25 protein-coding genes are annotated in these 25489 nt (G+C 67.8%); 23 read left to right on the forward strand and 2 right to left on the reverse strand.

Annotated elements, in window-relative coordinates; genetic code table 11:
- The first annotated feature begins 24 nt into the window (after positions 1-24).
- From ACWDTI_RS20405 to ACWDTI_RS20435, 7 genes are all read left to right on the forward strand, one after another.
- Complete coding sequence (locus tag ACWDTI_RS20405; protein ID WP_449739945.1) at positions 25-1203, forward strand: acyl-CoA dehydrogenase family protein; 1179 nt, start codon at positions 25-27, stop codon at positions 1201-1203.
- A gap of 230 nt (positions 1204-1433) precedes the next feature.
- Positions 1434-2519 (forward strand): sugar ABC transporter substrate-binding protein, encoded by a 1086-nt coding sequence (locus ACWDTI_RS20410; protein ID WP_449739946.1) that lies wholly within the window; start codon positions 1434-1436, stop codon positions 2517-2519.
- 13 nt (positions 2520-2532) lie between these two features.
- Positions 2533-3567, forward strand: coding sequence for an ABC transporter permease (locus tag ACWDTI_RS20415; RefSeq protein ID WP_449739947.1), 1035 nt, complete (start codon positions 2533-2535; stop codon positions 3565-3567).
- Positions 3564-5069, forward strand: a complete 1506-nt coding sequence (locus tag ACWDTI_RS20420) for a sugar ABC transporter ATP-binding protein (RefSeq protein ID WP_449739948.1) — start codon at positions 3564-3566, stop codon at positions 5067-5069. The genes ACWDTI_RS20415 and ACWDTI_RS20420 overlap by 4 nt, the downstream gene beginning before the upstream one ends.
- 2 nt (positions 5070-5071) lie before the next feature.
- The gene (locus ACWDTI_RS20425; RefSeq protein WP_449739949.1) at positions 5072-6076 is read left to right on the forward strand and encodes an ABC transporter permease; all 1005 of its coding nucleotides are present in this window, start codon (positions 5072-5074) and stop codon (positions 6074-6076) included.
- Positions 6077-6097: 21 nt separating this feature from the next.
- Positions 6098-7216 carry an NDMA-dependent alcohol dehydrogenase gene (locus ACWDTI_RS20430; RefSeq protein ID WP_449739950.1) on the forward strand — a complete coding sequence of 373 codons (1119 nt, stop codon included), beginning with the start codon at positions 6098-6100 and terminating at the stop codon, positions 7214-7216.
- A 41-nt stretch (positions 7217-7257) separates the two neighbouring features.
- On the forward strand, positions 7258-8775 hold the full coding sequence (locus ACWDTI_RS20435) for an aldehyde dehydrogenase family protein (protein WP_449739951.1): 1518 nt from the start codon (positions 7258-7260) through the stop codon (positions 8773-8775).
- A gap of 66 nt (positions 8776-8841) precedes the next feature.
- Here the strand turns inward: ACWDTI_RS20435 and ACWDTI_RS20440 are convergent, their stop codons facing one another.
- Complete coding sequence (locus tag ACWDTI_RS20440; RefSeq protein WP_449739952.1) at positions 8842-9324, reverse strand: inorganic diphosphatase; 483 nt, start codon at positions 9322-9324, stop codon at positions 8842-8844.
- A gap of 182 nt (positions 9325-9506) precedes the next feature.
- Between ACWDTI_RS20440 and dacB the strand changes: the two genes are divergently transcribed.
- Genes dacB through tilS form a run of 3 tightly spaced genes read left to right on the forward strand, consistent with a single transcriptional unit; the run spans position 9507 to position 12852 of the window.
- Entirely contained in the window at positions 9507-10850 is a 1344-nt protein-coding gene (gene dacB / locus ACWDTI_RS20445; protein ID WP_449740035.1) for a D-alanyl-D-alanine carboxypeptidase/D-alanyl-D-alanine endopeptidase, read from the forward strand.
- A complete protein-coding gene (locus ACWDTI_RS20450) occupies positions 10847-11923 on the forward strand; it encodes a zinc-dependent metalloprotease (RefSeq protein WP_449739953.1) in 1077 nt (358 codons plus the stop codon). The genes dacB and ACWDTI_RS20450 overlap by 4 nt, the downstream gene beginning before the upstream one ends.
- Positions 11902-12852 (forward strand): tRNA lysidine(34) synthetase TilS, encoded by a 951-nt coding sequence (gene tilS, locus ACWDTI_RS20455; protein ID WP_449739954.1) that lies wholly within the window; start codon positions 11902-11904, stop codon positions 12850-12852. Before ACWDTI_RS20450 ends, tilS begins: the two co-directional genes overlap by 22 nt.
- Positions 12853-12888: 36 nt before the next feature.
- On the opposite strand, the gene ACWDTI_RS20460 is transcribed toward tilS, so the two are convergent.
- On the reverse strand, positions 12889-13614 hold the full coding sequence (locus ACWDTI_RS20460) for a glycine zipper family protein (protein WP_449739955.1): 726 nt from the start codon (positions 13612-13614) through the stop codon (positions 12889-12891).
- Between the two features lie 304 nt (positions 13615-13918).
- Here ACWDTI_RS20460 and hpt point away from each other — a divergent pair, with 304 nt between their 5' ends.
- From hpt to ACWDTI_RS20525, 13 genes are all read left to right on the forward strand, one after another.
- Positions 13919-14482, forward strand: a complete 564-nt coding sequence (hpt, locus tag ACWDTI_RS20465; protein WP_449739956.1) for a hypoxanthine phosphoribosyltransferase — start codon at positions 13919-13921, stop codon at positions 14480-14482.
- A gap of 170 nt (positions 14483-14652) precedes the next feature.
- Entirely contained in the window at positions 14653-16995 is a 2343-nt protein-coding gene (ftsH, locus tag ACWDTI_RS20470; RefSeq protein ID WP_449739957.1) for an ATP-dependent zinc metalloprotease FtsH, read from the forward strand.
- 30 nt (positions 16996-17025) lie between these two features.
- Positions 17026-17676, forward strand: a complete 651-nt coding sequence (gene folE, locus ACWDTI_RS20475) for a GTP cyclohydrolase I FolE (protein ID WP_449739958.1) — start codon at positions 17026-17028, stop codon at positions 17674-17676.
- Between the two features lie 55 nt (positions 17677-17731).
- Positions 17732-18601 (forward strand): dihydropteroate synthase, encoded by an 870-nt coding sequence (gene folP, locus ACWDTI_RS20480; protein WP_449739959.1) that lies wholly within the window; start codon positions 17732-17734, stop codon positions 18599-18601.
- A complete protein-coding gene (gene folB, locus ACWDTI_RS20485; protein ID WP_449739960.1) occupies positions 18601-18978 on the forward strand; it encodes a dihydroneopterin aldolase in 378 nt (125 codons plus the stop codon). The genes folP and folB overlap by 1 nt, the downstream gene beginning before the upstream one ends.
- Positions 18975-19517, forward strand: coding sequence for a 2-amino-4-hydroxy-6-hydroxymethyldihydropteridine diphosphokinase (gene folK / locus ACWDTI_RS20490; RefSeq protein WP_449739961.1), 543 nt, complete (start codon positions 18975-18977; stop codon positions 19515-19517). Before folB ends, folK begins: the two co-directional genes overlap by 4 nt.
- Positions 19514-20056, forward strand: coding sequence for a DUF3180 domain-containing protein (locus tag ACWDTI_RS20495; RefSeq protein WP_449739962.1), 543 nt, complete (start codon positions 19514-19516; stop codon positions 20054-20056). Before folK ends, ACWDTI_RS20495 begins: the two co-directional genes overlap by 4 nt.
- A gap of 72 nt (positions 20057-20128) precedes the next feature.
- Entirely contained in the window at positions 20129-21211 is a 1083-nt protein-coding gene (locus ACWDTI_RS20500; protein ID WP_449739963.1) for a DUF6779 domain-containing protein, read from the forward strand.
- A 145-nt stretch (positions 21212-21356) separates the two neighbouring features.
- Complete coding sequence (locus ACWDTI_RS20505) at positions 21357-22367, forward strand: Rossmann-like and DUF2520 domain-containing protein (protein WP_449739964.1); 1011 nt, start codon at positions 21357-21359, stop codon at positions 22365-22367.
- Positions 22364-23296: a pantoate--beta-alanine ligase gene (gene panC / locus ACWDTI_RS20510; RefSeq protein ID WP_449739965.1), complete on the forward strand. Its 933-nt coding sequence runs from the start codon at positions 22364-22366 to the stop codon at positions 23294-23296. The genes ACWDTI_RS20505 and panC overlap by 4 nt, the downstream gene beginning before the upstream one ends.
- A 51-nt stretch (positions 23297-23347) precedes the next feature.
- Positions 23348-23773: an aspartate 1-decarboxylase gene (gene panD, locus ACWDTI_RS20515; protein ID WP_449739966.1), complete on the forward strand. Its 426-nt coding sequence runs from the start codon at positions 23348-23350 to the stop codon at positions 23771-23773.
- Position 23774: 1 nt separating this feature from the next.
- Positions 23775-24581, forward strand: a complete 807-nt coding sequence (locus ACWDTI_RS20520; RefSeq protein WP_449739967.1) for a type III pantothenate kinase — start codon at positions 23775-23777, stop codon at positions 24579-24581.
- Between the two features lie 473 nt (positions 24582-25054).
- Positions 25055-25474 carry a rhodanese-like domain-containing protein gene (locus ACWDTI_RS20525; protein ID WP_449739968.1) on the forward strand — a complete coding sequence of 140 codons (420 nt, stop codon included), beginning with the start codon at positions 25055-25057 and terminating at the stop codon, positions 25472-25474.
- The last annotated feature ends 15 nt before the right edge of the window (positions 25475-25489 follow it).

Here is a 25489-nt window from a genome sequence, read left to right on the forward strand (position 1 = left end):
CACAAATCACCTGAGGAGTGATCAATGTCCTTCGCACCTGGTACCGCCAACAGTCGCATCCCCACCGCGCTGTTCGGATCCGAGGAACGCACCCTCGTCGCCGAGTTCGTCGACGAACGTATCCGGCCGATCGCGGCCGAACTCGACGAGACCGAGCGGTTTCCCGACGAGATCTATGCCGAGATGGGCAAGATCGGCCTCTTCGGCATCACCGTGCCGGAAGAACTCGGCGGAGTGGGCGGCACCGCGCTGGACTACCTGTTCGTGATGGAGTCGCTGTCGTACGGCTACGCCTCCATCGCCGACCAATGCGGTCTGGTCGAGATCCTGGGCAGCCTGCTCGGCGGCTACGGGAGCGATGAACAGAAAGAGCGCTATCTGCGTCCCATGCTCGCTGCCGAGAAGCGGTGCGCCTACGCACTGACCGAGCCGGGGTCCGGATCGGATCTGGGGTCGATCACCACCCGGGCGGAACGGACGTCGTCGGGCTGGCGGTTGCGCGGAGAGAAGATCTACATCCACAACGCACCTGTCGCCGACTTCGCCGTCGTGCTGGCCGTCACCGATCCGGAGCGCGGTAAGCGGGGCGGTATCTCGGTCTTCGTCGTGGACATCGATGCGCCCGGCGTGAGTCGGGCCTACCACGAACACAAGATGGGTCAGCGGGCCTCCCAGGTCGGCGGACTGGTGTTCGACGACGTCGAACTCGACGAGTCCGCGCTCCTGGGCGAGGAGGGACAGGCGTTCGGCTACATGATGAAGGTGCTGGCCAAGGGGCGGCTCGGCATCTCCGGGCTCGCCCTGGGGATCAGCCGCGCGGCGCTGGACGCCGCCGTGCGCCAATCGCTGGATCGCCACCAGTTCGGCCGCGCGATCGCCGACAACCAGGCGATCTCCTTCTCCCTGGCGTCGGTTGCCACCGAGCTGCAGGCGGCGACGTCGCTGTCGGTGAGCGCCGCCCGGGCGCTGGATGCGGGCGACGCCGATGCCGAGGTCTTGTGTTCGATGGCCAAGCTCAACGCCTCGGAGGCGTGTGTCCGGCACACCGATGCCGCGCTACAGGTGTTCGGTGGAAACGGCTTCATCCGCGGGTACGAGGTCGAACGGCTCTACCGCGACGCCCGCATCACCAAGATCTACGAAGGCACCAGCGAGATGCAGCGCCTGATCATCAGCAGGTCGCTGTTGCGGGCCGCCGGCTAACGTCGCGGCGTCGCGGCCCGGCCACTGAGAAAGCGCTATCAAGAATCACTCGTTGGGTGGGTCGGAGGCGACGGCGGGGCGGTTGATCGCGCGCGCTCGGCGTGATGCCGAAGAGTCTGTCTGATCTGCATTGATGCCCGTCACTCGGCCAAACCGGCGGCGGCGCTGCACAACCCTTGACATGTGGTCCCGATCACTGTAGAAAACGCTTACAGGAGGTTTCAATCTTCATGGCACATTCAATTCCCCGATCTGCGGCGCGGAGGTTCGCGACCCTGGCCGTCGCCGCGGCTCTCGGGTCCGCGGCACTCGCCGGGTGCGGGTCGGGTTCCGGGACATCGGACGCGAGCAACTTGCTGATGGTCTCCGAGGTTCGGTCTCTCACGAACCCGTACGAGGCCGCATGGGTGGAGGGCAGCGAGGCCTACGCCAAGTCGGTCGGCGTCGACCTCAAGGTCATCGTCTACGGCGGCGATTCGCAGAATGCGCTCTCGCAGCTGCAGTCGGTGCTGGCGACGGGCAAGAAGGTCCTGCTCAACATCAACCCCAACACCAGTGCCGACACCCCGGCCATCGTTCGGGCCGTACAGAACAGTGGCGGCTGCGCGGTCACGCAGTGGAGCAAGCCGGCCGACCTGCACCCCTGGGATGTCGGTGACGGATGGGCGTCCTACGTCAGCTACGACGGCATCAAGGAGGGCTCGGACACCGGTGATGTCCTCGGCAAGAGCGTCGGCGACAAGGGTGGCGTCATCGCCATCCAGGGCCTGCTCGCCAACGAGGTCTCCAAGACCCGGTACCAGGGCTTCACCGAGGGCATCGCCAAGCATCCGGGGGTGACGGTGCTCGACAGCCAGCCGGCGGACTTCGACCGCAACAAGGCCTACGCGACGACGCAGACATTGCTGAACAAGTACGGCGACAAGGTCAACGGCATCTGGGCGGCCACCGACTCGATGGCGCTCGGCGCGCTGCAGGCGGTGCGCGAGAAGGGCAAGGTCGGGCAGATCAAGGTCGCCAGCGCCGCCGACGCGACGCCCGAAGGTCTCGAGGCCATCCAGAAGGGTGAGATGGTCTCCACCTACACCACCGACCCCTACTTCAACGGCGCCATGGGCCTGTCCATCTGCCATCAGGCCGCGACCGGTCAGCTCGACGTTTCGCAGCTGCCGAAACTCAAGCGCGAGTTCTACGTCGATCAGAAGCTGATCACCAAGGACAACGCCGGCCAATACACCCAGCGCCCGACCGATCAGCAGATCGTGGACTCGGTCCAGGATCCGTTCTCGCGCATCGTCGGCCCGATCGATCAGTGAGGAACTCCCGACCATGACCACTTCAGCTCCGGCGCAGCCGGAAGAGATCGCGGCAGCCGGCGACATCGCCGGAACCAGCGGCAGATCGGTTCTGTTGTCCCGATGGGGACGATCGCTCGGACCGCTCGTGGCGCTCGTCGCCCTCTGTGCGATCTTCTCGTTCACCGCCGACTCGTTCTTCACGATCGGCAACTTCAACGCCATCGTCCAGCAGGCGGCCATCCCGCTGATCCTCGCGATGGGCGCGACGCTCGTCGTCCTGATCGGCAGCGTCGACCTTTCCATCGAGGGCGTGATGGCCGCGAGCGGACTCACCTTCGTCCTGCTCGCGGCGAACAGCGTCAACGGAAACGACCTCGGACTGTGGGCAGTACTGCTCGCGATCGGCGTCGGTGCACTGTTCGGACTGGTCAACGGCGTACTCCACGCGATCGCGCGGGTCCCGTCGTTCCTAGTGACGCTGGGCACCTGGTTCATCGGCCTGGGCGTTGCCACGGTCCTGTTCGGCACCACGACACCGCAACTCGCCGACGCGGCGCTCGCAGGGTGGGCCCAAGGTGCGTGGCTCGGCATCCCGATGATCGTCGTGTTCGCGATCGTGGCACTTCTCGTCACCTTGTTCATCTGCAAGGTCACGTCGCTGGGCACCCACACCTACGCGATCGGCGGTGACGAGGCGATCAGCAAGGTGACCGGTATCAACGTCACCCGCACGAAGGTCATCCTGTTCACCATCGCCGGCATCATGTCCGGGCTCGGCGGAGTCCTCGCGACCATCCGGCTCGGTGTCGGAGACGTCGGGGTCGGCTCGGGCAACCTCTTCCTCACCCTGTCGGCGGTGGTGGTCGGCGGAACGCTGCTCTCCGGAGGTCGCGGCGGACCTCTGCATTCTCTGGTCGGCATCCTCCTGCTCGTCGTCCTCGGCAACGGTTTGTTGCTCTCCGGCGCGAGTCCCTATGTCCAGCAAGGCGCGCAGGGCGTGATCATCGTCGCCGCGGTGATCGCGACCGGCTGGCCTGCCCGCAACCGATTGAGGGTCGTGAAATGACACCGCTACTCGAGCTCGACGGAATCACCAAGCGCTACGGCCCCAACGTGGTCCTCGACGAGGTCTCCATCACCGTCAACAAGAACGAAGTGATCGGACTCATCGGCGAGAACGGGGCAGGCAAGTCGACACTGCTCAAGATCCTGGCCGGCGTGCACAAGCCCGACGGTGGCGTGATGCGGATCGCCGGCGTCGACACCGTGTTCGCCGACCCGGCGGATGCCACCCGCCACGGCGTCGGCGTCGTCCACCAGGAACAGTCGCTGCTGCCCAACCTGACTGTCGCAGAGAACCTCACCCTGGGATCGGAGTCGGACTACGTCCGCCTCGGTGTCACCCGACGAGGTGCCCGACGACGCGCCGCCCAGGCGATGCTCGACCGCGTCGACTCCGGCGTCGATCCCGACGCGCCGACCGAGGACCTCGGGTTCGCCGAACGGCAGATGGTCGAGGTCGCCCGGGCGATCAGCGACCGGCAGTCCGACCACGCCCCACTGCTGGTCCTCGACGAACCGACATCGGTGCTGCAGCCCGCCGACATCGAGATCCTGCGCGACCGGGTCATGGCGCTGCGTGAGATCGGGTCGGTCATCTTCGTCTCGCACCGGCTCGACGAGGTCCTCCAGTTCTCCGACCGGGTCTACGTACTGCGCGACGGCCGCCTCGTGGGCGAACGCCGTACCGAGGACGTGGACGAGAAAGAGCTCTACTCGATGATGATCGGCAAGGAGGCCGCGGACGAGATCTACTGCACCGAGCGGCGGACGTCGGTCGACGACGTGGCCCCGGTCCTCGACGCGCGCGACGTGTCGGTCGGCCGCAGCGTCGAGAACGTCTCGCTCTCCGTCAAACCCGGTGAGGTCGTCTGTATGGTCGGCGTCGCCGCGTCCGGCCGGGAAGAGTTCGCGCGGGCCGTCTTCGGGGCCGAACCGCTGCGTGGCGGGACCGTGGCGGTCGGCGGTTCGCCGCTCTCGCCGCGGTCGCCCAATCAGGCGGTCGGTGCGGGCGTCGCCTACCTGCCCGCCGAGCGGCGCACAGAGGGCATGGTGTCGGGCGCCACGGTGGCCGACAACATCTGCCTCACCCATCCGGTTTCCGGTCGTCGAGGTCGCGCCGCGGCCGCACGGCAGATCGCCGAGCGATGGATCCGGGACCTGCACATCCGTCCCGACGATCCCGACGCCGACATCGCCCGGCTGTCCGGTGGCAACCAGCAGAAGGCCGTACTCGCCAAATGGCTGTGCGACGACGACCTGTCGGTGCTGATCCTCGACCACCCGACCCGCGGGCTCGACATCGGCGCCAAGGAAGACGTCTACCGCCTCATCCGCGACCTCTCCGACCGCGGCGTCGGCGTGCTCGTCCTGGCCGACACGCTCGACGAGGCGATCGGACTCGGACACCGCATCGTGGTGCTCCGCGACGGGCACCTGACCGCCGAATACGACTCTGTCGCAACACAACCCCCCACCAAACTCGAGCTACTCGAAAAGATGATGTGACCATGGCTGACACCGCAATCACCTCGACCCTGCGCCGCACCGGGACCGCGCCCACCCGCTCGTCACTGCCCTCGGCGGCGATGCTGCGGACGGCAGGCCCACCGGCCCTGCTGATCGTGCTCCTCGGGCTGGTCACGATCGCCGAACCGAACTTCTTCTCGACCACGGCACTCGCGGTGGTCACCGCACAGGCCTTGCCCATCCTGCTGCTCGGACTCGGGCAGATGTTCGTCATCCTGACCGGCGGCATCGACCTGTCCATCGCGGCGGTGTGCTCGCTCGGAACGGTGATCCTCGCCCAGACCATCGGCGCCACAGGGCCATTGGCGATTCTCATCACCGTGGCCGCCACCGCGGTCATCGGCGCGCTGACGGGCTTCCTGATCACGCTCGGACAGGTCCCCTCATTCGTGGTATCGCTTGGGGCCCTGGGATTCTGGGGCGCGATCGCGCTCGCGCTGTCGGGCTCGACGACCATCTACATCGACCACCACTACGGCGCGATCTTCTGGCTCAGCTCGACGAGCTTCCTGTCGATGCCGCTCGCGGTGTGGATCGGCATCGTGATCGCCGCCGGGATCTGGGCCTTCATGCACTATCACCCGCGCGGCAACATCTTCCACGTCGTCGGACTCGGCGAGCGCTCGGCGCTGATGGCCGGCATCCGGACAAAGGCGGTGCGCATCACCGCGTTCGCACTCTCCGGGCTGTTCGCCGGCCTGGCCGCGGTCGTGCTGTCGTCCCAACAGCAAAGTGCGGCACCGCAATTGGCGGACGCTCTGCTACTGCCCGCGATCGCCGCGGTCCTCGTCGGCGGATGCGCGATCACCGGCGGTATCGGCAGTGCCTGGAAGGTCATCGTCGGCGCGCTCATCGTCACCGTGCTGCGCGTCGGTGGATCGGTGGCCGGCGTCGACCCCAACTACCAGCAGATCGTCTACGGCGGCGTCGTCATCGCGATCGTCGTTCTCACTCTCGACCGCAGCAAACTCACCATCATCAAATAGACCACCTCAGGAGGAACCATCATGTCTCGAACAGTGCGCGGAGCAGTCATCGACGCCATCGGCGGAAAGTGGGAGGTCGAAACCCTCGAACTCGCCGAACCCGGACCCGGCGAGGTCCGCATCAAGGTCATGGCCTCGGGCCTGTGCCATTCCGACGACCACCTCGTGACCGGCGACATCCCCAACGCTCTCCCGATGGTGGGAGGACACGAAGGCGCGGGCATCATCGACGCCGTCGGACCGGGCGTGCGTCGCCTGGCCGTGGGCGACCATGTCGCCACCGCCTATCTGCCGGCCTGCGGTCGGTGCCGGTGGTGTTCGCAGGGCATGCAGTACATCTGCGACTCGGGCGCCGGGATGGAGAACGGATTCGGCATCGACGGCAACGCCCGGTTTACCCGTTCCACCGGCCAGCCGATCGGTGCGATGCAGCGGCTGGGCACCTTCGCCAACTACCTCGTGACCGACGAGTCGCAGGCGGTGAAGATCGACGCCGACCTGCCGTTCGACGTCGCGTGCCTGGTGTCTTGCGGTGTCGCCACCGGTTGGGGCGCCGCGGTCAACGCAGCCCACGTGCGGCCGCGGGACACGGCGATGATCGTCGGCGTCGGCGGCGTCGGGATCAACGCGGTGCAGGGCGCGCACAACGCGGGCGCCGCGCACGTCGTCGCCGTCGACCCCGTCGAGTTCAAGCGTGAACGAGCCCTGGAGTTGGGTGCGACCCACGCGTTCGCGTCCATCGCCGAGGCGATGCCGTTCGTGGGTTCGGTGACCAACGGGCAGGGAGCGGACTCGGCGGTCGTCACCGTCGGTGTGGTCGACGGCGCGCTGATCGCCGAAGCGTTCTCCGCGGTCCGCAAGGAAGGTCGGGTGGCGGTGGTCTCGATCGGCCAGAACGAGCCGGGGATCCCGATCAGCCCGTTGGAACTCGTGGTCTACGCGAAGACGCTTCGCGGCGTGCTGTTCGGCAACTGCAACCCGACGACCGACATCCCGGCGCTGCTCGACTACTACAAGGCGGGAAACCTGAAGCTCGACGAGCTGATCACCACGCGGTACACGATCGACCAGGTCAACGACGCGTACGCCGACATGCACGCGGGCAAGAACCTGCGCGGCGTGCTGATCCACGAGCACTGAGCACGATCACCGGCACCCGTTCGATACACGAGGAGTTCTACATGTCGTCCAGCACGATCGACACCGCCACGGCGATCCGTCGGTACGGACAGTTCATCGACGGCCGCGTCGAGGCGGCCGACGCCCGGCCGGCGATCACCCGGCACAGTCCGGTAGACGGCCGGGCACTCGCGGAGATCCCCGCCGGTACCCGCGACGACACCGTCCGCGCGATCGCGGCTGCGCGCCGCGCATTCGACACGGGTTCATGGCCGCGGATCCCGGCGATGGACCGGGCCCGGACACTGCTGCGCGTTGCGGCACTGATCCGGTCGGATGCCGCGCGACTGGCACGCATCGAGGCCGAGGAGACCGGGAAGCCGTTGCGGTACGCGGAGAGCGACATCGCCGGCAGCGCGGAACTCTTCGAGTACGCGGCGGGACTGGCCATGTCGTCCCACGGCGAGGCCCACACCGGACTCGGTGAGGACTGCACCGCACTGGTCGTCCGGGAACCGGCAGGCGTGGCGGCGATGATCATGCCGTGGAACTTCCCGTTGCTGTTGCTGGCGCAGAAGCTGCCGTTCGCGCTCGCGGCGGGGTGCACCGCGGTCGTCAAACCGTCCGAGTTCACGTCCGGAACCACCCTCGAACTCGCCGGCATCCTGGCCGAGGCCGGCATCCCGGACGGTGTGGTGAACGTCGTCACCGGATACGGCGCCCAGGTGGGGGCGGTGCTGGCCGAGAGCCCGGATGTCGACCTGCTCTCGTTCACCGGCAGCACGGCGACCGGTCACGCGATCACCGCCGCGTCGGCGGGCACGGCGAAGCGGTTGTCGATGGAACTCGGCGGGAAGGGCGCAAACATCGTCTTCGACGATGCCGATCTCGACGACGCGCTCGACGGGGTGTTGTTCGGCGCGTTCTTCAACAACGGCGAATGCTGCGTTGCCGGATCGCGGTTGCTCGTGCAGGACACGGTCGCGGAAGCGTTCGTGGAACGTCTGGTCGCCGCGGCAAGGCGGTTGCGGGTGGGTGACCCACTCGACGGCAGCGTCGACGTGGGCCCGATGATCCATGCCGACCACAAGGACAAGGTGTGCCGGCATATCGCGTCCGCCGAGGCCGGTGGGGGACGGATCGTGCTGGGCGGCGATGTGCGGACGGGTTCGCAGGGCTCGGCCGGGCACTTCGTCGAGCCCACGATCATCGTCGACGTCACCGAACGATCGCCGGAATTCGTCGAGGAGATCTTCGGGCCGGTGCTGACGGTCACCCGTTTCGCCGATGCCGCCGAAGCCGTCCACCTGGCGAATGCCACCCCGTACGGGCTGTCCGGCTCGCTGTGGACCAAGGACATCGACCGTGCACTGTCGGTGGCCAAGCAACTCCGCAGCGGTCGCGTCTGGGTGAACACGACGATCGACGGCGGTCCCCAACTCCCGGCCGGTGGCATGAAGCAGTCCGGCTACGGCCGCGAGATGGGCGTCGTCGGATTCGAGGAGTTCACCGAGGTCAAGACGATCCAGATCCGCGAGGGCAAGCGCACCCACGCGTTCGGTCACCTCCGGGCTTCGTGACGTCCACGTCAAACGCCACCAGCACACTCGACGTCTGTGCTGGTGGCGTTTGGTGTGAGGATGACGTCAGTGGCCGGGGAAGCGCTCCACCGCGGCCTGCGCGACCTTTTCGGCCTCTGCCTTGCCGACCCAGCCGCCCGGCTGGACCTCCTTGCCCGGCTCGAGGTCCTTGTAGTGCTCGAAGAAGTGCGAGATCGGGCCGAGCTCGTACTCCGAGACGTCGCTGATGTCCTGGATGTGGTCCCAACGAACGTCACCGGCCGGGACGCACAGCAGCTTGTCGTCGCCGCCGGCCTCGTCGGTCATCGTGTACATGCCGACGACGCGGGCCTTGACGATCACGCCGGGAACCACCGACTCGGGCAACAGCACGAGCGCGTCGAGCGGATCGCCGTCCTCGCCGAGCGTGTCGTCGATGTAGCCGTAGTCGGCCGGGTAGCCGAACGACGTGTAGAGGTAGCGGTCGAGGTAGATCTTGCCGGTCTCGTGGTCGACCTCGTACTTGTTGCGGCTACCCTTCGGGATCTCGATGGTCACATCGAATTCCACTGCATCCTCCTGGCGTCGTCGTCATTGCGGTGGGTGACGGCAGGCGGCCTGGGCGAATACCGCTGGTCGCCTGCACAGATCGCCTCAACGATACTGTGGGGGCTTAGACGGGGGGACCCCGAACCCTCGTATCGCACCGAGGAGGAGGTCTTGTGGGCGCACGGCGCAGATCCACCCGCCGCATGCTGTTGTGGACGATCGTCGCCGTGGTGATCCTGGCGGTGATCGCCGCCGGATCCGTCGTCATCGCGCTGCGCCTGGACTCGTCCGACGAGTTGCCGCCCGGCATTCCGCCGCAACCGGCCGCGATCACGGTGAATCCGCAGATCCGCCCGGTGTCGGTGACCGCGCCCGCACCCACGCCCGCCGGCGTGCAGCAGGCCATCGCGGCCGACATCCGCGCGCCGGCGCTCGGCGAGTTCACCGGCCAGATCAGTGATGTGCTGACCGGGCAGGTGCTCTGGTCGGACAACCCGGCAACCCCCCGCACTCCGGCGTCGAACACCAAGATCCTCACCGCGGCGGCCGCGCTGCTCGCATTGCCGCACGACAAGCGGCTGACCACCACGGTGGTGGCGGGGCCGAACGGGCAGGTGATCCTCAAGGGCGCGGGCGACCCGACGCTGACCGCGCAGCCCTCCGGAGTCGACAGCTTCTACACCGATGCCCCGCGGATCGCCGACCTGGCCGCGCAGATCCGTAAGTCGGGTGTCACCGTCACCTCCGTCGCCGTCGACACCAGCGCCTATCCCGGTCCGACGATGGAACGTACCTGGGATCGTCAGGACATCGCCGGCGGCGACATCGCGCCGATCGAGTCGTTGATGGTCGACGGGGCGCGGACAGACCCGCTCGACGAGTTCTCGCCACGCTCGGCCGCCCCTGCGGAGATGGCCGGTCGGGCCCTGGCCGAGGCGTTGGGTGTCACCTCGGTGGTCACCACGACCACGGCTCCGGCGACCGGCCAGGTCATCGCATCGGTCAGCTCGGCGCCGCTGGTCACCCGGGTCAACGACATGATGCGCTACAGCGACAACGTGCTCGCCGAGACGCTGTCCCTGGAGCTCTCGGTGGCCCGGGGCGGCCCCGCGACCATCGCCGGCGGCGTGGATGCCGTCGAATCGGTGTTGCGGGAGAAGGGCTTCGACCTCACCGGCGTCACGCTGCGCGACGCGTCCGGACTCTCGTACGCGAACAAGGTGCCGGCCGGACTGCTGGACACATTGATGACCGGGGCCAGTGGGCCCGCGCAGCCGCTGATGCGCCCGATGCTCGACGGGCTTCCGGTCGCCGGCGGTACCGGCACGCTGGCCGACCGCTTCAACTCGACGACCAACCCCGGCGCCGGCTGGGTTCGCGCCAAGACGGGAACGTTGACGGGGGTGAGTTCGTTGACCGGCATAGTGCAGACCGTCGACGGACGGGTCCTGTCCTTCGCACTGATGTCCGGCGGCACGTCGCCGGCCGATGCACGGCCCGCGCTCGATGACGTGGCCGGCGATCTGAGGGAGTGTGGTTGCCGATGACCGAGGTCACCGAGCAGGTCGAGCCCGAGTCCATCGGGGCGCGTATCGACTGGGGATTCGCGGCGTCGACCGCCAAGCGTCTGGCGCGGCCCGGTCCGAAGGCCACGTCCTACACCGTCGACGCGGCACAGGCCGAACTCGCCGACGCCGCCGTGCGGGCGGAGGCGCCGGTGCGTGAGGTCACCGGCCTCGCCGACGGGCTCCGCGTGCCCACCGCCCGCATCCTCGACCGCAAGGAGTGGATCGACGCGGCCGCCCAGTCGATGCGGTCGATGCTCGGCGCCGACGAGGTGCCGGCGCCGAGTGGGATCGGGCTCGGTGGACTGTCCGCCAAGGCGGGTGGCCTGCAGGCGGGTGCGCTGCTCGCGTTCCTGTCCGGGGCGATCCTCGGGCAGTACGACCCGTTCACCCCCGACCCGGAGACCGGTGACCCCGGCGTGCTGATGGTGGTGACGCCGAACATCATCTCGGTGGAACGGTCACTTCATGTGGTGCCCAGCGACTTCCGGCTCTGGGTGTGCCTGCACGAGGTCACCCACCGGGTGCAGTTCTCGGCGAATCCCTGGTTGCGGCAATACATGATCGACAACCTCGAGATCCTCACCTCCGAATCCGGGGAGAGCGCGGGCGAGGTCGTCGGCCGGATCACGTCGATGTTGCGGGACCAGAACACGCCGCGCGAGAAGGGCGTGATCGGCGCGATGCAATTGCTGCAGACGCCCGAGCAGCACGAGGCGTTCACCCGGATGATGATGCTCGGCACCCTGCTCGAGGGGCACGCCGACCACGTGATGGATGCCGTTGGTCCGCAACAGGTTCCGACCGTTGCGTCGATACGTCAGGCGTTCGACCGGCGCCGGACCACACCCCGGAATCCGGTGCAGCGCATCATCCGGGCACTGATCGGGATGGATGCCAAGCTTGCCCAATACATTCGGGGCAAGGCCTTCGTCGACGAGGTGGTCGACGGGGCGGGTATGCCGGCCTTCAACACCATCTGGACATCGCCGGAGACGATGCCCCGCCCGGACGAGATCGACGAACCGCGGAAATGGATGCAACGGGTGCTCTGACGCGGGCGGTCGCGGACTTCGTCGCCGCGTATCCCGCCGTCGGCACCGATGTGTGTGTGGCCCTGTCGGGCGGGCCGGATTCGTTGGCGCTCACTGCTTGTGCGCTCCGGGCGGGGCTGCGGGTCCGGGCGCTGGTCGTCGACCACGGCTTGCAGACCGGGTCGGCCGAGGTCGCCGAGGCGGCTGCGGCCGCCGCGCAGTCCCTCGGCGCCGATGCGCGCGTTCTGGCCGTCGAGGTGGGTACCGAGGGTGGCATGGAGGCCGCGGCCCGGGCCGCGCGATACGCGGCGCTCGACGAGGCCCGCGACGGATGCGCGGTGCTCCTGGGCCACACCGCCGACGACCAGGCCGAAACCGTCCTGCTCGGCCTGGCCCGTGGTTCCGGTGCGCGGTCGCTGGCCGGCATGCGGCCGTGGAACCCGCCCTGGGGCCGGCCGCTACTGAGCGTTCGACGATCCCGAACCCTCGCCGCCTGCACCGAACTCGGCCTGCGCCCGCATCATGACCCGCACAACCGCGATCCGCGTTTCACCCGCGTGCGGCTGCGCAGCGAGGTGTTGCCCCTGCTCGACGAGGTCTTGCACGGCGGTGTCGTCGAGGCGCTCGGGCGGACGGCGGCGGGGTTGCGGGCCGACAACGACGCGCTCGACGGGATCGCCGACGATCTGTGGTCCGCGGCGGCGTGTGGCCACGACCTCGACCTCGGCGACCTGGCGGGGGCGCCGACGGCGGTCCGCACCCGCGTCCTGAGACGCTGGCTGCTCGACGTCGGGGCGACCGAACCGAGCCATCGGGTCATCTCGGCCGTGGACGCGTTGGTCACCGATCCGAGATCGCGAGCCGCCATCGCAATCGGGGGGGACTCCGCGGTGCGCCGCGTTGTCACTCGGGTGGGACAACGACTGACGGTCCGCCTCGATGACCGTTGAGGCGGACCGTCAGGTGGAACTGTCAGGTGAAATCTGTCAGGGCACGATCTGCGGTCTGAATGGCGAGTTGATGGTCTGGAAGTACTGGATCGCTGCGCCGACCAGTGAACCACCGCCACCGAGCATCAGACCGATGATCCCTCCGACGGACGCTCCCAGCACGAACCCGCCGAGGACGCAGCCGATCACGGTGGTGGCGGTCGCGATGACGCATCCGAGAATGCCGCCCACGATCGCGCCGATCGCCGTACCCACGATGGACGAGATGGTCAGTCCGGTACTGAGTTGCTGATTGAACCGGGCCAACGCCTGATCGTCGCGCTGTTGTCGGGTCTGAGGGCCTACGATCGTTGCCGCCTTCACCCGCAGTGAATCCACGACACCCCGGTCGACAGCGGTCGAACGTGCGAGATCACGCGACGGTGTCAGGGTCGCCGTGGTGCCGGCGGTGTGCGCATCGATGGGAAATTGACGATATTCCTTTCGATATGCCAAAGGCATGGTGAACACTTCTGCTCCCGCGAGGTTACGGATCGTCAGAAGATTGTTTTCTATCGCTATGCGGCCGTTGTCCACCGTCAGGGACAGCGAGTTCGCGGTCCTCGTCAGCTGGTATTTGACCGGACCCGCCGTCGCCGGGGCAGCCTGGGCAAATCCGGCGAAAGCCGTAATCGACACGGTCACAAGGGAAATGATCGACAGGATACGGAAGCGGAGGATGGTGCGAGACCGGGATGATCCGGTCCGTCGATCGGTTGGCATATTGACAACTTTCCGATTGGAGGACTCCTTCGGGGGGAGCCCGGATGAGACGCGGACTGGCTGCTGTTTGTTCGCGGTGCAAATGATTCGACCCCGGAAGAATCAATTTGCCACGAACAACTTCACTTTCACAAACTCTTGTTCACTGCGGTCAAAAAATGTGTCATCTGTGAATGCGTGTTGCCTTTCGTAATCGTAGTGTGATCAAACGCACAACGACTGTCGGCTGAACGGGCGACACCGAGTCAGAGGTCCAAGGGCGCCTTGTGCGCTGGAAGCAGCCGACCCGTGACAAGCTAGACACGTGCAGCTCCCAGACCCGTACGGCGACGACATCGAATCGATTCTGATCACCGAGGAACAGATCAGGCAACGCACGCAGGAGCTGGCCGACTCGGTGGCCGCCCGGTACACGCAGACCGACGAGGATCTCGTCCTGATCGGAGTCCTCAAGGGCGCGATCATGTTCATGACGGATTTCGCGCGCGCTCTCCCGATTCCCTCCCAGATGGAGTTCATGGCGGTCTCGAGTTACGGCTCGTCCACGTCGTCGTCGGGCGTGGTCCGCATCCTCAAGGACCTCGACCGCGACATCGAGGGCCGTGATGTCCTCATCGTCGAGGACATCATCGACTCGGGGCTGACCCTGTCGTGGCTGATGAGGAATCTGGCCACCCGTAATCCCCGCACCCTCGAGGTGTGCACGCTGCTCCGTAAGCCGGAGGCGGTGCGGTCGCCGGTGGACGTCGCCGACGTCGGATTCGACATCGCCAACGAGTTCGTCGTCGGGTACGGCCTTGACTACGCCGAGCGCTACCGCGATCTGCCGTACATCGGTCTCCTGCGGCCATCGGTGTACGAGCACTGACCGGTCCCTCTCGCGGATACGACGGAACGGTTTTCCCTGCTTGATCGTTGACCGGTAGCCTCTAGAAGTGAGCCCGGCAATAGTGCTGCCGGCAGTCCGTCAACCGGGAAGGACAGTGGATCGAGAGCGGGTCACGTCGGCGACGACGACCCCGACCGCCACCAACACGCATGAACCGTAAGTCAGTCTTCCGCAATCTCGCCGTCCTGGCGCTGATCGTGCTGGCCATCTGGGGCTGGACCGCGATGCGCGACTCGGGTCGCGAGTACCGAGGCGTCGACACCTCGGTCGCGTTGACGCAGCTCAACGTCAAGAACACCAGCCGGATCGACATCGACGACCGCGAACAGACTCTGCGGATCGAGCTCAAGGAGCCGATCAAGATCGACGGCGACGACGTCACCAAGATCAGCGCGAAGTACCCGGCGTCGGCCGGTGAGCAGGTCTTCGACTCGGTCACGAAGACCGGGGCGCCCTATCAGACCAACGTCAGCCAGCAGTCGGCCCTGTGGCAGATCCTGATCTTCATCCTGCCGATGCTGCTGCTGTTCGGTCTGTTCTTCTTCGTGATGAACCGCATGCAGGGCGGCGGCCGCGGCGGCGTCATGGGCTTCGGCAAGTCCCGGGCCAAGCAGCTGACCAAGGACATGCCCAAGACCACGTTCGCCGACGTCGCCGGTGCCGACGAAGCGGTCGAAGAGCTCTACGAGATCAAGGACTTCCTGCAGAACCCGGCCCGGTACCAGGCCGTGGGCGCGAAGATCCCCAAGGGCGTGCTGCTCTACGGTCCGCCCGGCACCGGTAAGACGCTGCTCGCCCGCGCCGTCGCCGGGGAGGCCGGCGTGCCGTTCTTCACCATCTCCGGCTCGGACTTCGTCGAGATGTTCGTCGGCGTCGGCGCCTCCCGGGTGCGCGACCTGTTCGAGCAGGCCAAGAACAACAGCCCCTGCATCATCTTCGTGGACGAGATCGACGCGGTCGGTCGCCAGCGCGGCGCCGGCCTCGGCGGCGGCCACGACGAGCGCGAGCAGACCCTCAACCAGCTGCTGGTGGAGATGGACGGCTTCGGCGACCGCTCGGGCGTCATCCTCATCGCGGCCACCAACCGTCCCGACATCCTGGACCCGGCGCTGCTGCGTCCCGGCCGCTTCGACCGGCAGATCCCCGTCGGCAACCCGGACATCGCGGGTCGCCGCGCGATCCTGAAGGTGCATGCCAAGGGCAAGCCGATCGCGCCCGACGCCGACCTCGACGGCCTGGCCAAACGGACGCCGGGTATGTCGGGCGCCGATCTGGCGAACGTCGTCAACGAGGCCGCCTTGCTGGCCGCGCGCGAGAACAAGCAGACGATCACCGCGGAGATGCTCGAGGAGGCGGTCGACCGCGTCATCGGCGGTCCGCGCCGCAAGAGCCGCATCATCAGCGAGCACGAGAAGAAGGTCGTCGCCTACCACGAGGGTGGTCACACGCTGGCCGCGTGGGCGATGCCGGACCTCGACCCGATCTACAAGGTCACCATCCTCGCGCGTGGCCGCACCGGTGGACATGCGCTCGCGGTGCCCGAGCAGGACAAGGAACTGATGACGCGGTCGGAGATGATCGCGCGTCTGGTGATGGCGATGGGCGGTCGCGCCGCCGAGGAGCTGGTCTTCCACGAGCCGACCACCGGTGCGTCGTCGGACATCGACCAGGCCACCAAGATCGCCCGGGCGATGGTCACCGAGTACGGCATGAGCGCCAAACTCGGCGCGGTCCGCTACGGGCAGGAGCAGGGCGACCCGTTCCTGGGCCGGTCGATGGGCACTCAGACCGACTACTCGGTGGGCGTGGCGACCGAGATCGACGACGAGGTCCGCCGCCTCATCGAAGCCGCGCACACCGAGGCGTGGTCGATCCTCTCGGAGTACCGCGACACCCTCGACGTGCTGGCGAGCGAACTCCTCGAGAAGGAGACGCTGACCCGCAAGGACCTGCAGCAGATCTTCTCCGGGGTCAACAAGCGTCCGCGGATCACCGCGTTCAACGAGTTCGGTGATCGCACCCCCAGCGACAAGCCGCCGGTCAAGACGCCGGGCGAACTGGCGATGGAGCGGGGCGAACCGTGGCCGCCGCCGAAGCCGGTGGCGCCGGAGCCGGTGGGGGTGGCGCAGACCCTCGGCGCACCCGCACCGCAGCCGCCCGGCGGATCGCATCAGCCCGGCTCGTATCAGCCCGGCGGATATCCGAATCCTGCTCCGGGACAGTCGTATCCACCGGCCTACCCACCGCAGTCGGCGCCCGGGCGTTCGCCGTACGGCGGCTACACCGGCCAGCCCACGCCGGGTGGCACCCGGCCGGACTACGGCGCCCCACGCGACTGGTCGGCCCCCGGATGGCCGCCGCAGGGTGAGCCGCCGAACGGTTCCAACGGCGCGGGCGCACACCGGGCCGACGGTTCGAACGGCGATCAGCCCAACCGCGACAACGGAAACGGTGACTACCCGACCGGGCACGGCAACAATTTCGGTTCCTGACGCCACGGTACGAGAACGGATCACACGACGATGACGATCAGTGAGCACCGCGAGTCCATCGTGGTATCACCGGGCTCAGACGACGGGCAGGTCAAAGCCACCGCCGACGGTCGGCACTTCGACCAGTTACGGGCGGAGGCGGCAGTGCGTGAACTGCTGATCGCGGTCGGCGAAGACCCGGATCGGGAGGGCCTGGAGCGCACCCCGACCCGCGTCGCCAACGCCTATCGCGAGATGTTCGCCGGTCTCTACACCGACCCCAGCGCGGTGCTGGCCACCACGTTCGACGAGAACCACGACGAACTGGTGCTGGTCAAGGACATCCCGATGTACTCGACCTGCGAGCATCACCTCGTGTCGTTCCACGGCGTCGCCCACGTCGGCTACATCCCCGGCGAGTCGGGGCAGGTGACCGGACTGTCCAAGCTGGCCCGGCTCGTCGACCTCTACGCCAAGCGTCCGCAGGTTCAGGAACGACTGACCAGCCAGATCGCGGACGCGATGGTCTCGCGACTGCAACCGCGCGGGGTGATCGTGGTGATCGAGGCGGAACATCTCTGCATGGCCATGCGCGGCATCCGCAAGCCGGGTGCCCGGACCACCACATCAGCGGTTCGGGGGCTGTTCAAGACGAGCGCGGTCTCGCGGGGCGAGGCTCTCGATCTGATCTCTCGGCCCTGACCGCGGCCAGATGCGGACTGTGGCAGCCGACAAAGGGGCCTCTCGGACCCTCGTGATGGGGGTCATCAACGTCACGGCCGATTCGTTCTCCGACGGTGGCCGCTACCTCGATCACGACACGGCTATCGGGCACGGCCACGAACTGATCGGCCAGGGCGCCGACTTGATCGACGTCGGCGGCGAGTCCACCCGACCAGGCGCCATCCGGGTCGACCCGGATGAGGAGGCCGCGCGGGTGACCCCGGTGATCTCGGGACTGTCCGGTACGGGCGTACCCATCTCGGTCGACACGATGCGCGCGACGGTGGCCGCCGCCGCCATCGAGGCGGGCGCCACCGTCATCAACGACGTGTCCGGCGGACGGGCCGACCCCGACATGGCCCGAGTCGTCGCCGACGCCGGTCTGCCCTGGATTCTGATGCACTGGCGGCCGATCGAACCCGCCGAGGCGACGCGCGCGTTCACCCACCGCATCGACGACGTGGGTGGCTACCGGGACGTCGTGGCCGAGGTCAGTGGCGAGTTGCTGGCGCAGGTGGATGCCGCGGTCGCCGCCGGCGTCGACCCGTCCCGGATCATCCTCGATCCGGGCCTGGGATTCGCCAAGACCGCCGAACACAACTGGGCGCTGCTCCACGCACTGCCGACGCTGGTCGGTCTGGGCTTCCCGGTCCTCGTCGGCGCCTCACGCAAACGTTTCCTGGGCTCCCTGCTGTCGTCGGGCGACGAACCGCGTCCGCCCGCCGGACGGGAGATCGCGACCGCCGCCATCTCCGCGCTCGCCGCCGCCGACGGCGCCTGGGCGGTCCGGGTCCACGATGTGCAGGCCAGTCGCGACGCCGTCGCCGTCGCCGCCGCCTGGCGCGCCGGCGGTCGTCGTGGCTCGGTGGATCTCGTCGATGCCGACTCGGCGGTGGGGGACTGATGGCGGACCGGATCGAATTGCGCGGACTCCGTGTTCGCGGGTATCACGGGGTGTTCGACCACGAACGTCGCGACGGGCAGGACTTCCTCCTCGACATCACGCTGTGGCTCGACCTCTCGACGGCGGCGGCCACCGACGACCTCGCCGACACCGTCGACTACGGGGCGCTGGCGCAGCGCGCACACGACATCGTCGCCGGCGAACCACGCAACCTCATCGAGACGGTCAGCGCCGAAGTGGCCGAGGCGATCATGGACGACGAACGGATCGCCGCGTGCGAGGTCGTCGTGCACAAACCGTCGGCGCCGATCCCTCTGCAGTTCTCCGACGTCGCCGTTGTCGCGCGCCGGTCCCGTAAGTCGATGGGGGCGCGATGACCGGCGTCAGGGGGCCGTCCCCGGGCACACGGGCCGTCCTCTCCGCGGGGTCCAACATCGGGGACCGGATCGCGTACCTGTCCACCGTCGTCGACCGGTTCGCCGACGACCTCGTCGCTGTGTCCGCGGTCTACGCCACCCCGCCCTGGGGTGGGGTCGAGCAGGACGACTTCTACAACATCACGCTCATCGTGGAGGGCGACCGCAGCCCCGGTGAGTGGCTGGCCGCCGGCGCCGAGCTCGAGCAGGCCGCCGATCGAACCCGTGAGATACATTGGGGGCCAAGAACTCTCGATGTCGATGTGATCACGGTGAGCGCCGGCGGGGAAACGGTCCGCAGCGACGATCCCGATCTGCTGTTGCCGCATCCGCGCGCTGCCGAGCGGGCCTTCGTGCTGGTGCCGTGGCGGGAGATCGAGCCCGACGCCGCGCTGTGGACGCCCGGCGGCCACGTCGGTGTGGCCGAGTTGCTCGACCGCATCGATCCCGCCGAGCGCGACGCGGTGGTCCCCGTAGCGCAGCTGGGAGTCACCCGATGACCGCACCGAAGACACCGCCGGGCAAGTCTCCCGAGGAGAAGCCGGCGATGGGACCCACGCGCGTCCGCGACCTGGTCGCGATCGCCGTCGTGGTCGGGATCGTCGCGTGGATACTCGTGCGCTACAACTACGGCAGCCTGCCGGCGGTCCCGTTGCTCGCCGGGGTGGTGCTCTACATTCTGGCCGCGCTCGAAGTGGTGATCGCGGTGATCGTGCGGTCGCGGGTCGAGTCACGCGATGTCGGTCGGGCCCGGGGGCAACTTCATCCGCTCACCGCCGCCAGGGTGCTGGCGCTGGCCAAGGCGTCGGCGATTCTCGGTGCGATCGCGACCGGCGTGTGGGCCGGCGTCCTGGTGTTCCTGCTGACCCAGCACGAGTTGGCGGCGGCCGACCATGACCGGCCGGGAGCGATCGTCGGCCTCATCGGCGGCGTGTTGCTGGCGGGTGCGGCGCTGTGGCTCGAATACTGTTGCCGAGCACCAGATGATCCCACCGACGATGCGCTCGGCGGTCGCGGAGGCCATCCCGGGCCTGCCTGATGCATGCCCCCAATCGTGACTCTCCGCCCCGGTTCGCCGATATCGGCGGCGGCAGGCGGTAAGTTCACGGACATGACGACCCCTAATGGCCGTTCCGCTGAGACGCGGCGCTCCGGAAGATCGGTGGGACAGTGGCTGCTGGGGCTGCTCATCGTCTTGGCGCTGGTCGCGAGCATCCTCATGGTGTTCACCGACCAGTTGTCGGTATCCGGGTCGCTGGCCGTCATCGCGGCGTTGTGGGCGGCGGTGATCGGCGCCATCCTGGTCACCAAGTTCCGTCGTCAAGCCGAGAGCGCCGAGGCCAAGAGCCGCGATCTGCGCCTCGTCTACGAACTCCAGCTCGAACGGGAGATCGCGGCGCGCCGTCAGTATGAGCTCGACGTCGAGACGACCATCCGCAAAGAGGTCAGCGCCGAGACGGGTGAGGAGATGGCCGAACTCAAGGCGCAGGTCCTGGCGCTGCGGGCCAGCCTCGAGATGCTGCTCGGCGAGTCGTTGCCCGATCCCCGCGTCGCGCTGCCCAGCGAGAAGCTCCGTGAGCTGGCCTCGGGCATCGGCGGCGAGGACTACCGGCGCTACGGCGGCACGGACGACAGTGTTCTCGCCGCCCGTGATTTCGCGGCGACCGCTCCCGCTGCCGACCTCGGCCGGCATGTGCCGATCGACGTCGATCCGAATGAACTCACCGAGGTCATCCCGGTCATCACCGACGAAGTGCCCGTCTCCGGGCGGATCGCCACGGAATCGCCGGCCGAGCCGGAGCCCGTGGAGGACGCGGAGTTCGTCGACGCCGCCGAACCGTCGGTAACCGAGCCGGCCGCCGAGGCCGTCATCGAGGAAGTCGACGAGGTCTCGGTGGTGGATGTCGATGCCGAGGAGTCGGACCTGGAGGAGCTGGACCTGGAAGAGTCGGACCTGGAGGAGTCGGGCACCGTCGACTCCGAAGTGGAGGCACCCTACGGTGAACCCGCGTTCGGGGGCATCGGCAGGCATGAGACCGCCGGCGCCGCCGCCCCGGTCATTCCAGGTCGCCGGCGGCGGCGCACATCCGACGACGGCGAGAACGCACACACCGCGGGCCTGCCGGTATCGGAACTCCTCAGTCAGCTACGTGAGGCCGGTGCGGCCGGTGGCCGTCGTCGTCGCGAGGACTGACTGACGCCCGGACGGCGCCACAGCGCGTCCGCGTGAACCGCATCACACGCAATGGCCACATGCTGCGCGGTGGGCCTACTCTTGCACTGCAACGTCTGGTACCCGCGTTTCGCCGGGACTGGAACGGCCAACCCGGAGGACAGCGGTGACCTCACCGAGCGATGATCTCGGCCCCGTCGTGGGCTCGTCCCGCGCTGCCCGGGACGCACTGGCCGGTGTCTCCAATCTCCCCGCACCCGCACGACTCACCGTCGGCATCGTCTCGGCGGGTCGCGTCGGTACCGCGATCGGCGAAGCGCTCGAGACCGCCGGGCACATCGTCGGTGCGGTGGTGGCCCGATCGGATGCCTCCCGCCGCCGTTCCGCTGCGCGACTACCGGATTCGGAGATCCTGGACCTCGGGGCCGTCGTCGCCCGGTCCGAGTTGCTGGTGCTCGCGGTGCCCGACGCCGAGTTGCCGACGGTCATCGACGACATCGCACGATCCGGAGCGCTGCGCCCGAAGACTCTCGTTGCCCACACGGCCGGCGCCAAAGGGGTCGGGGTACTGGCACCATTGTCCGAGCTGGGGGCGTTGCCGCTGGCGATCCACCCCGCCATGACCTTCGTGGGCACCGACGAGGACACCTCCCGGTTGCGGCGGGCCTGTTTCGGGGTCACCGCCGCCGACGAGGTCGGATTCGCCATCGCGCAATCCCTCGTGCTCGAGATGGGCGGCGAACCGGTGCGCATCGCCGAGACCGACCGCGTCCTCTATCACGCCGCGCTGGCGCACGGCGCGAATCACCTCATCACTCTCATCTGCGACGCCGTCACCGCGCTGAACGCCGCGATCGACGGCACGGCCGGCCGGTCGGGCCGCGACAACGCCACGGTGGACGGCGGCGCGACGATGCTGGCCGAACGCATCCTGGCACCCCTGGTGACGGCATCGCTGCAGAACGTGCTGGAGATGGGGTCCGGTGCACTCACCGGCCCGGTCGCCCGCGGCGACGCCCGCGCGGTCGCCGACCATCTGGCCGCATTGCGCGCCCTGCCCAAGTCGGCCGGACGACCCGACGTCGGCATCGTCGACGCCTATCGTGTGATGGCTGCACGGACCGCCACCCGCACCGATGCGCCGGCCGAACTGCTCGACGTCCTGGAGGGAACGTGAGTGTGGAACTGACCGAAAAGTCTTATGTACCAGGTGAGCTCACTGTTCATCGGGATCCCGCCACCTTGCACCGGGTGAGTGTCGCGCTGCGTCGTGCCGGGAAGCGAGTCGTCCTGGTGCCCACCATGGGCGCCCTGCACGCCGGTCACCTCGGGCTGGTGCGGGCGGCCAAGGCCAAGGGCAACACCGTGGTGATCGTGTCGATCTTCGTCAACCCGCTGCAATTCGGTGTCAACGAGGACCTGGACGCCTATCCGCGGACGTTCGACGCGGACCTCGAGCTGCTGCGGCCCCTGGGCGTCGAGCTGGTCTTCGCCCCGACCGTGTCCGACATGTACCCGACCGGTCCGCGGACCACCATCGAGCCGGGACCGGCCGGCGAGATCCTCGACGGTGCCTCGCGTCCAGGGCATTTCGCCGGGATGCTCACCGTGGTGAACAAACTGCTGAACATCGCCGCGCCGCACGCTGCGTTCTTCGGCGAAAAGGACTACCAGCAGCTCGTCCTCATCACCCAGATGGCGGCCGACCTGAATCTCGACGTCGAGATCGTCGGCGTGCCAACGATTCGCGAAGCCGACGGCTTGGCGATGTCGTCGCGCAACCGCTATCTGTCGCCGGAGCAACGGCAACTGGCCACCACGCTGTCGGCGGCCCTGACCGCGGGAACGCACGCCGCACCCGGCGGACGGGACGCGATCCTCGCTGCCGCACAGGCGGTCCTGGACACCACACCGGAGATCGTCGTCGACTATCTCGCCCTGCGTGGCCGCGCACTGGAGGAAGCTCCGGACAAGGGGCACGGCCGCCTGCTCGTCGCGGCGCGCCTCGGACCCGCCCGCCTCATCGACAACGTCGGCGTCGCCGTCGGACTGAGCCTCGACGAACGCAACGCCCTGTCCGAGGTCCCGTCCGGCGAGATCCCCTAGACCTTGCAACCCGTCCACCGCCGAACCCGCCGAATCCCCAGGGAGTACTGAATGTTTCGCACCATGATGAAATCCAAGATCCACCGCGCCAGGGTCACCCAGGCCGACCTGCACTACGTCGGCTCCGTCACCGTCGACCAGGATCTGCTCGACGCCGCCGACCTTCTCGAAGGCGAGCAGGTGACCATCGTCGACATCGACAACGGCGCACGACTCGAGACCTATGTGATCGCCGGTGAACGCGGCACCGGGGTCATCGGGATCAACGGCGCCGCAGCGCATCTCGTACACCCCGGGGATCTGGTGATCATCATCGCCTACGGCATCATGAACGAGCAGGAACTGCAGGCGTATTCGCCATCGGTTGTCTTCGTCGACGATCACAACCGCGTGCTGACCGCGGGCGACGACCCGGCAGACGTCCCCGCCGGATCCGGTCTGCTCGACCCGCGCATTCCGGCCGCCGCGTCGGTCTGACATGCTCCTCACGGTCGAGGCCGGCAACACCAACATCCACTTCGGTGTGTTCGCCGGTTCCGGTGATCACGCAACATTGGTGCGGGACTGGCGGATTCACACCGACCCCAACCTCACGTCGGACGAGCTCGCGCTGATGATCCGCGGGCTCCTCGGCGACGACATCGAACAGGTCACCGGGGTGGCCGCGCTGTCGACGGTGCCGTCGCTGCTGCGTGAGCTGCGCGTGATGGTACCGCAATACTTCGGTACCGGCGGGCATCACGTACTCCTCGAACCCGGTGTACGGACCGGGGTTCCGCTGCTCGTCGACAACCCGAAGGAAGTCGGCACCGACCGCGTCGCCAATTGTGTCGCCGCGCATCACACGTACCCCAAGGGGCCGTGCATCGTCGTGGCCTTCGGCACCGCGACGGTCATCGACGCGATCTCCGCGAAGGGCGAATTCCTCGGCGGGGCAATCGCTCCCGGCGTCAACCTGGCCGTGCAGGCACTCTCCGAACACACCGTGACGGTGCGCCGCGTCGAACTGATGCCGCCGCGCAGCGTACTCGGCAAGAACACCGTCGAGGCGCTGCAGTCGGGCATCCTCTACGGATTCGCCGGCCAGGTCGACGGGCTCGTCGACCGCGTCCGCGACACCATCGACGGCTTCGACTCCGACGACGTCACCGTCGTCGCCACCGGCTATCTCGCACCTCTCATGTTCGACGAGTGTGAGACCCTCACCGTCCACCACACTCACCTCACCCTCGAGGGGCTGCGCCTGGTGTACGAGCGGTCGAAGCAGCAGCGCACCCGCCGCTGAGCGAGTCGCTCAGCGGTGATCTCGATACGCTCCTCACTTCGTTCGTCGCTACTCGATCAGCGGTCGGAGGGTTCGAGGTCTCTTGCTGTCTCGCCGCTTGATCAGCGGTCGGAGGTACGGGGTCCAGTGTCTCGAGGTCTCGCTACTCGATTGACGGTCGGCGGTTCGAGGTCTCTCGTGTCTCGCTACTCGATCATCGGTCGGAGGTACCGGGTCTCGTGCCTCGAGGTCTCGCTACCCGATCGGCGGTCGGTTCGGGGCCGTGCCTTTCGATGGTCGAGTAGGCCGAGCCGCCAGGCGGGGCCGTATCGAGACCGCGCAACGCAGACTCTGGTGCTCGCCGCCGATCTATGGCAAACTATCGGCCGTGATCAAGAGCTGTCTGGAGTGTTGTCAGGGCTGAGTTCCGCATCTGCGGCCGCCCGATCTCAGACGACCCCCGCTCATTTTCGATCACCCTCAGGACAACTCTCATGACTGCCGTCCTCGCTTCCACCGATCTCGTTGCCGCCGCTGCTTCCGATGCGCAGCTGTCGGCTCAGACCGCCGATTTCCACGATCTCCTCGCCTCCGGCGTGATGCCGGTCGACGTCCGCAGCCAGCGCAAACGTGACCTCGACGGCGTGCTGTCCGGTGCGCTCGCCATCGACGCCGCGTACGTGCTCGACCGCCTCACGCCGGGTGGTGCCGAGTCCCTGAGCCGCGCCGCGTTCGACGGCCGGTGGCTGCTGATCAGCGACGACGGTCACGAAGCCGAGTGGCTCGCCTGGCACCTGCAGGCCCGCGGCGTGACCGGCGCGGTGTTCCTCGTCGGCGGGTTCCGCGCACTTCGTCGCGATCGCATCGCCGGCCGGATCAGCGATCAGGAGCTTGCCGCGATCTCCGCGCACTGAGGGTGACCGGCCCGC

This window comes from Gordonia sp. NPDC003424, assembly GCF_053588655.1.

Excerpts from the sequence above, each read along its gene's own strand:
- ACWDTI_RS20405 (WP_449739945.1), top strand. The coding sequence starts at position 25 with ATGTCCTTCGCACCTGGTACCGCCAACAGTCGCATCCCCACCGCGCTG.
- ACWDTI_RS20410 (WP_449739946.1), top strand. The coding sequence starts at position 1,434 with ATGGCACATTCAATTCCCCGATCTGCGGCGCGGAGGTTCGCGACCCTG.
- ACWDTI_RS20415 (WP_449739947.1), top strand. The coding sequence starts at position 2,533 with ATGACCACTTCAGCTCCGGCGCAGCCGGAAGAGATCGCGGCAGCCGGC.
- ACWDTI_RS20420 (WP_449739948.1), top strand. The coding sequence starts at position 3,564 with ATGACACCGCTACTCGAGCTCGACGGAATCACCAAGCGCTACGGCCCC.
- ACWDTI_RS20425 (WP_449739949.1), top strand. The coding sequence starts at position 5,072 with ATGGCTGACACCGCAATCACCTCGACCCTGCGCCGCACCGGGACCGCG.
- ACWDTI_RS20430 (WP_449739950.1), top strand. The coding sequence starts at position 6,098 with ATGTCTCGAACAGTGCGCGGAGCAGTCATCGACGCCATCGGCGGAAAG.
- ACWDTI_RS20435 (WP_449739951.1), top strand. The coding sequence starts at position 7,258 with ATGTCGTCCAGCACGATCGACACCGCCACGGCGATCCGTCGGTACGGA.
- dacB (WP_449740035.1), top strand. The coding sequence starts at position 9,507 with ATGCTGTTGTGGACGATCGTCGCCGTGGTGATCCTGGCGGTGATCGCC.
- ACWDTI_RS20450 (WP_449739953.1), top strand. The coding sequence starts at position 10,847 with ATGACCGAGGTCACCGAGCAGGTCGAGCCCGAGTCCATCGGGGCGCGT.
- tilS (WP_449739954.1), top strand. The coding sequence starts at position 11,902 with ATGGATGCAACGGGTGCTCTGACGCGGGCGGTCGCGGACTTCGTCGCC.
- ACWDTI_RS20460 (WP_449739955.1), bottom strand. The coding sequence starts at position 13,614 with ATGCCAACCGATCGACGGACCGGATCATCCCGGTCTCGCACCATCCTC.
- ftsH (WP_449739957.1), top strand. The coding sequence starts at position 14,653 with ATGAACCGTAAGTCAGTCTTCCGCAATCTCGCCGTCCTGGCGCTGATC.
- folE (WP_449739958.1), top strand. The coding sequence starts at position 17,026 with ATGACGATCAGTGAGCACCGCGAGTCCATCGTGGTATCACCGGGCTCA.
- folP (WP_449739959.1), top strand. The coding sequence starts at position 17,732 with ATGGGGGTCATCAACGTCACGGCCGATTCGTTCTCCGACGGTGGCCGC.
- folB (WP_449739960.1), top strand. The coding sequence starts at position 18,601 with ATGGCGGACCGGATCGAATTGCGCGGACTCCGTGTTCGCGGGTATCAC.
- folK (WP_449739961.1), top strand. The coding sequence starts at position 18,975 with ATGACCGGCGTCAGGGGGCCGTCCCCGGGCACACGGGCCGTCCTCTCC.
- ACWDTI_RS20495 (WP_449739962.1), top strand. The coding sequence starts at position 19,514 with ATGACCGCACCGAAGACACCGCCGGGCAAGTCTCCCGAGGAGAAGCCG.
- ACWDTI_RS20500 (WP_449739963.1), top strand. The coding sequence starts at position 20,129 with ATGACGACCCCTAATGGCCGTTCCGCTGAGACGCGGCGCTCCGGAAGA.
- panD (WP_449739966.1), top strand. The coding sequence starts at position 23,348 with ATGTTTCGCACCATGATGAAATCCAAGATCCACCGCGCCAGGGTCACC.
- ACWDTI_RS20520 (WP_449739967.1), top strand. The coding sequence starts at position 23,775 with ATGCTCCTCACGGTCGAGGCCGGCAACACCAACATCCACTTCGGTGTG.
- ACWDTI_RS20525 (WP_449739968.1), top strand. The coding sequence starts at position 25,055 with ATGACTGCCGTCCTCGCTTCCACCGATCTCGTTGCCGCCGCTGCTTCC.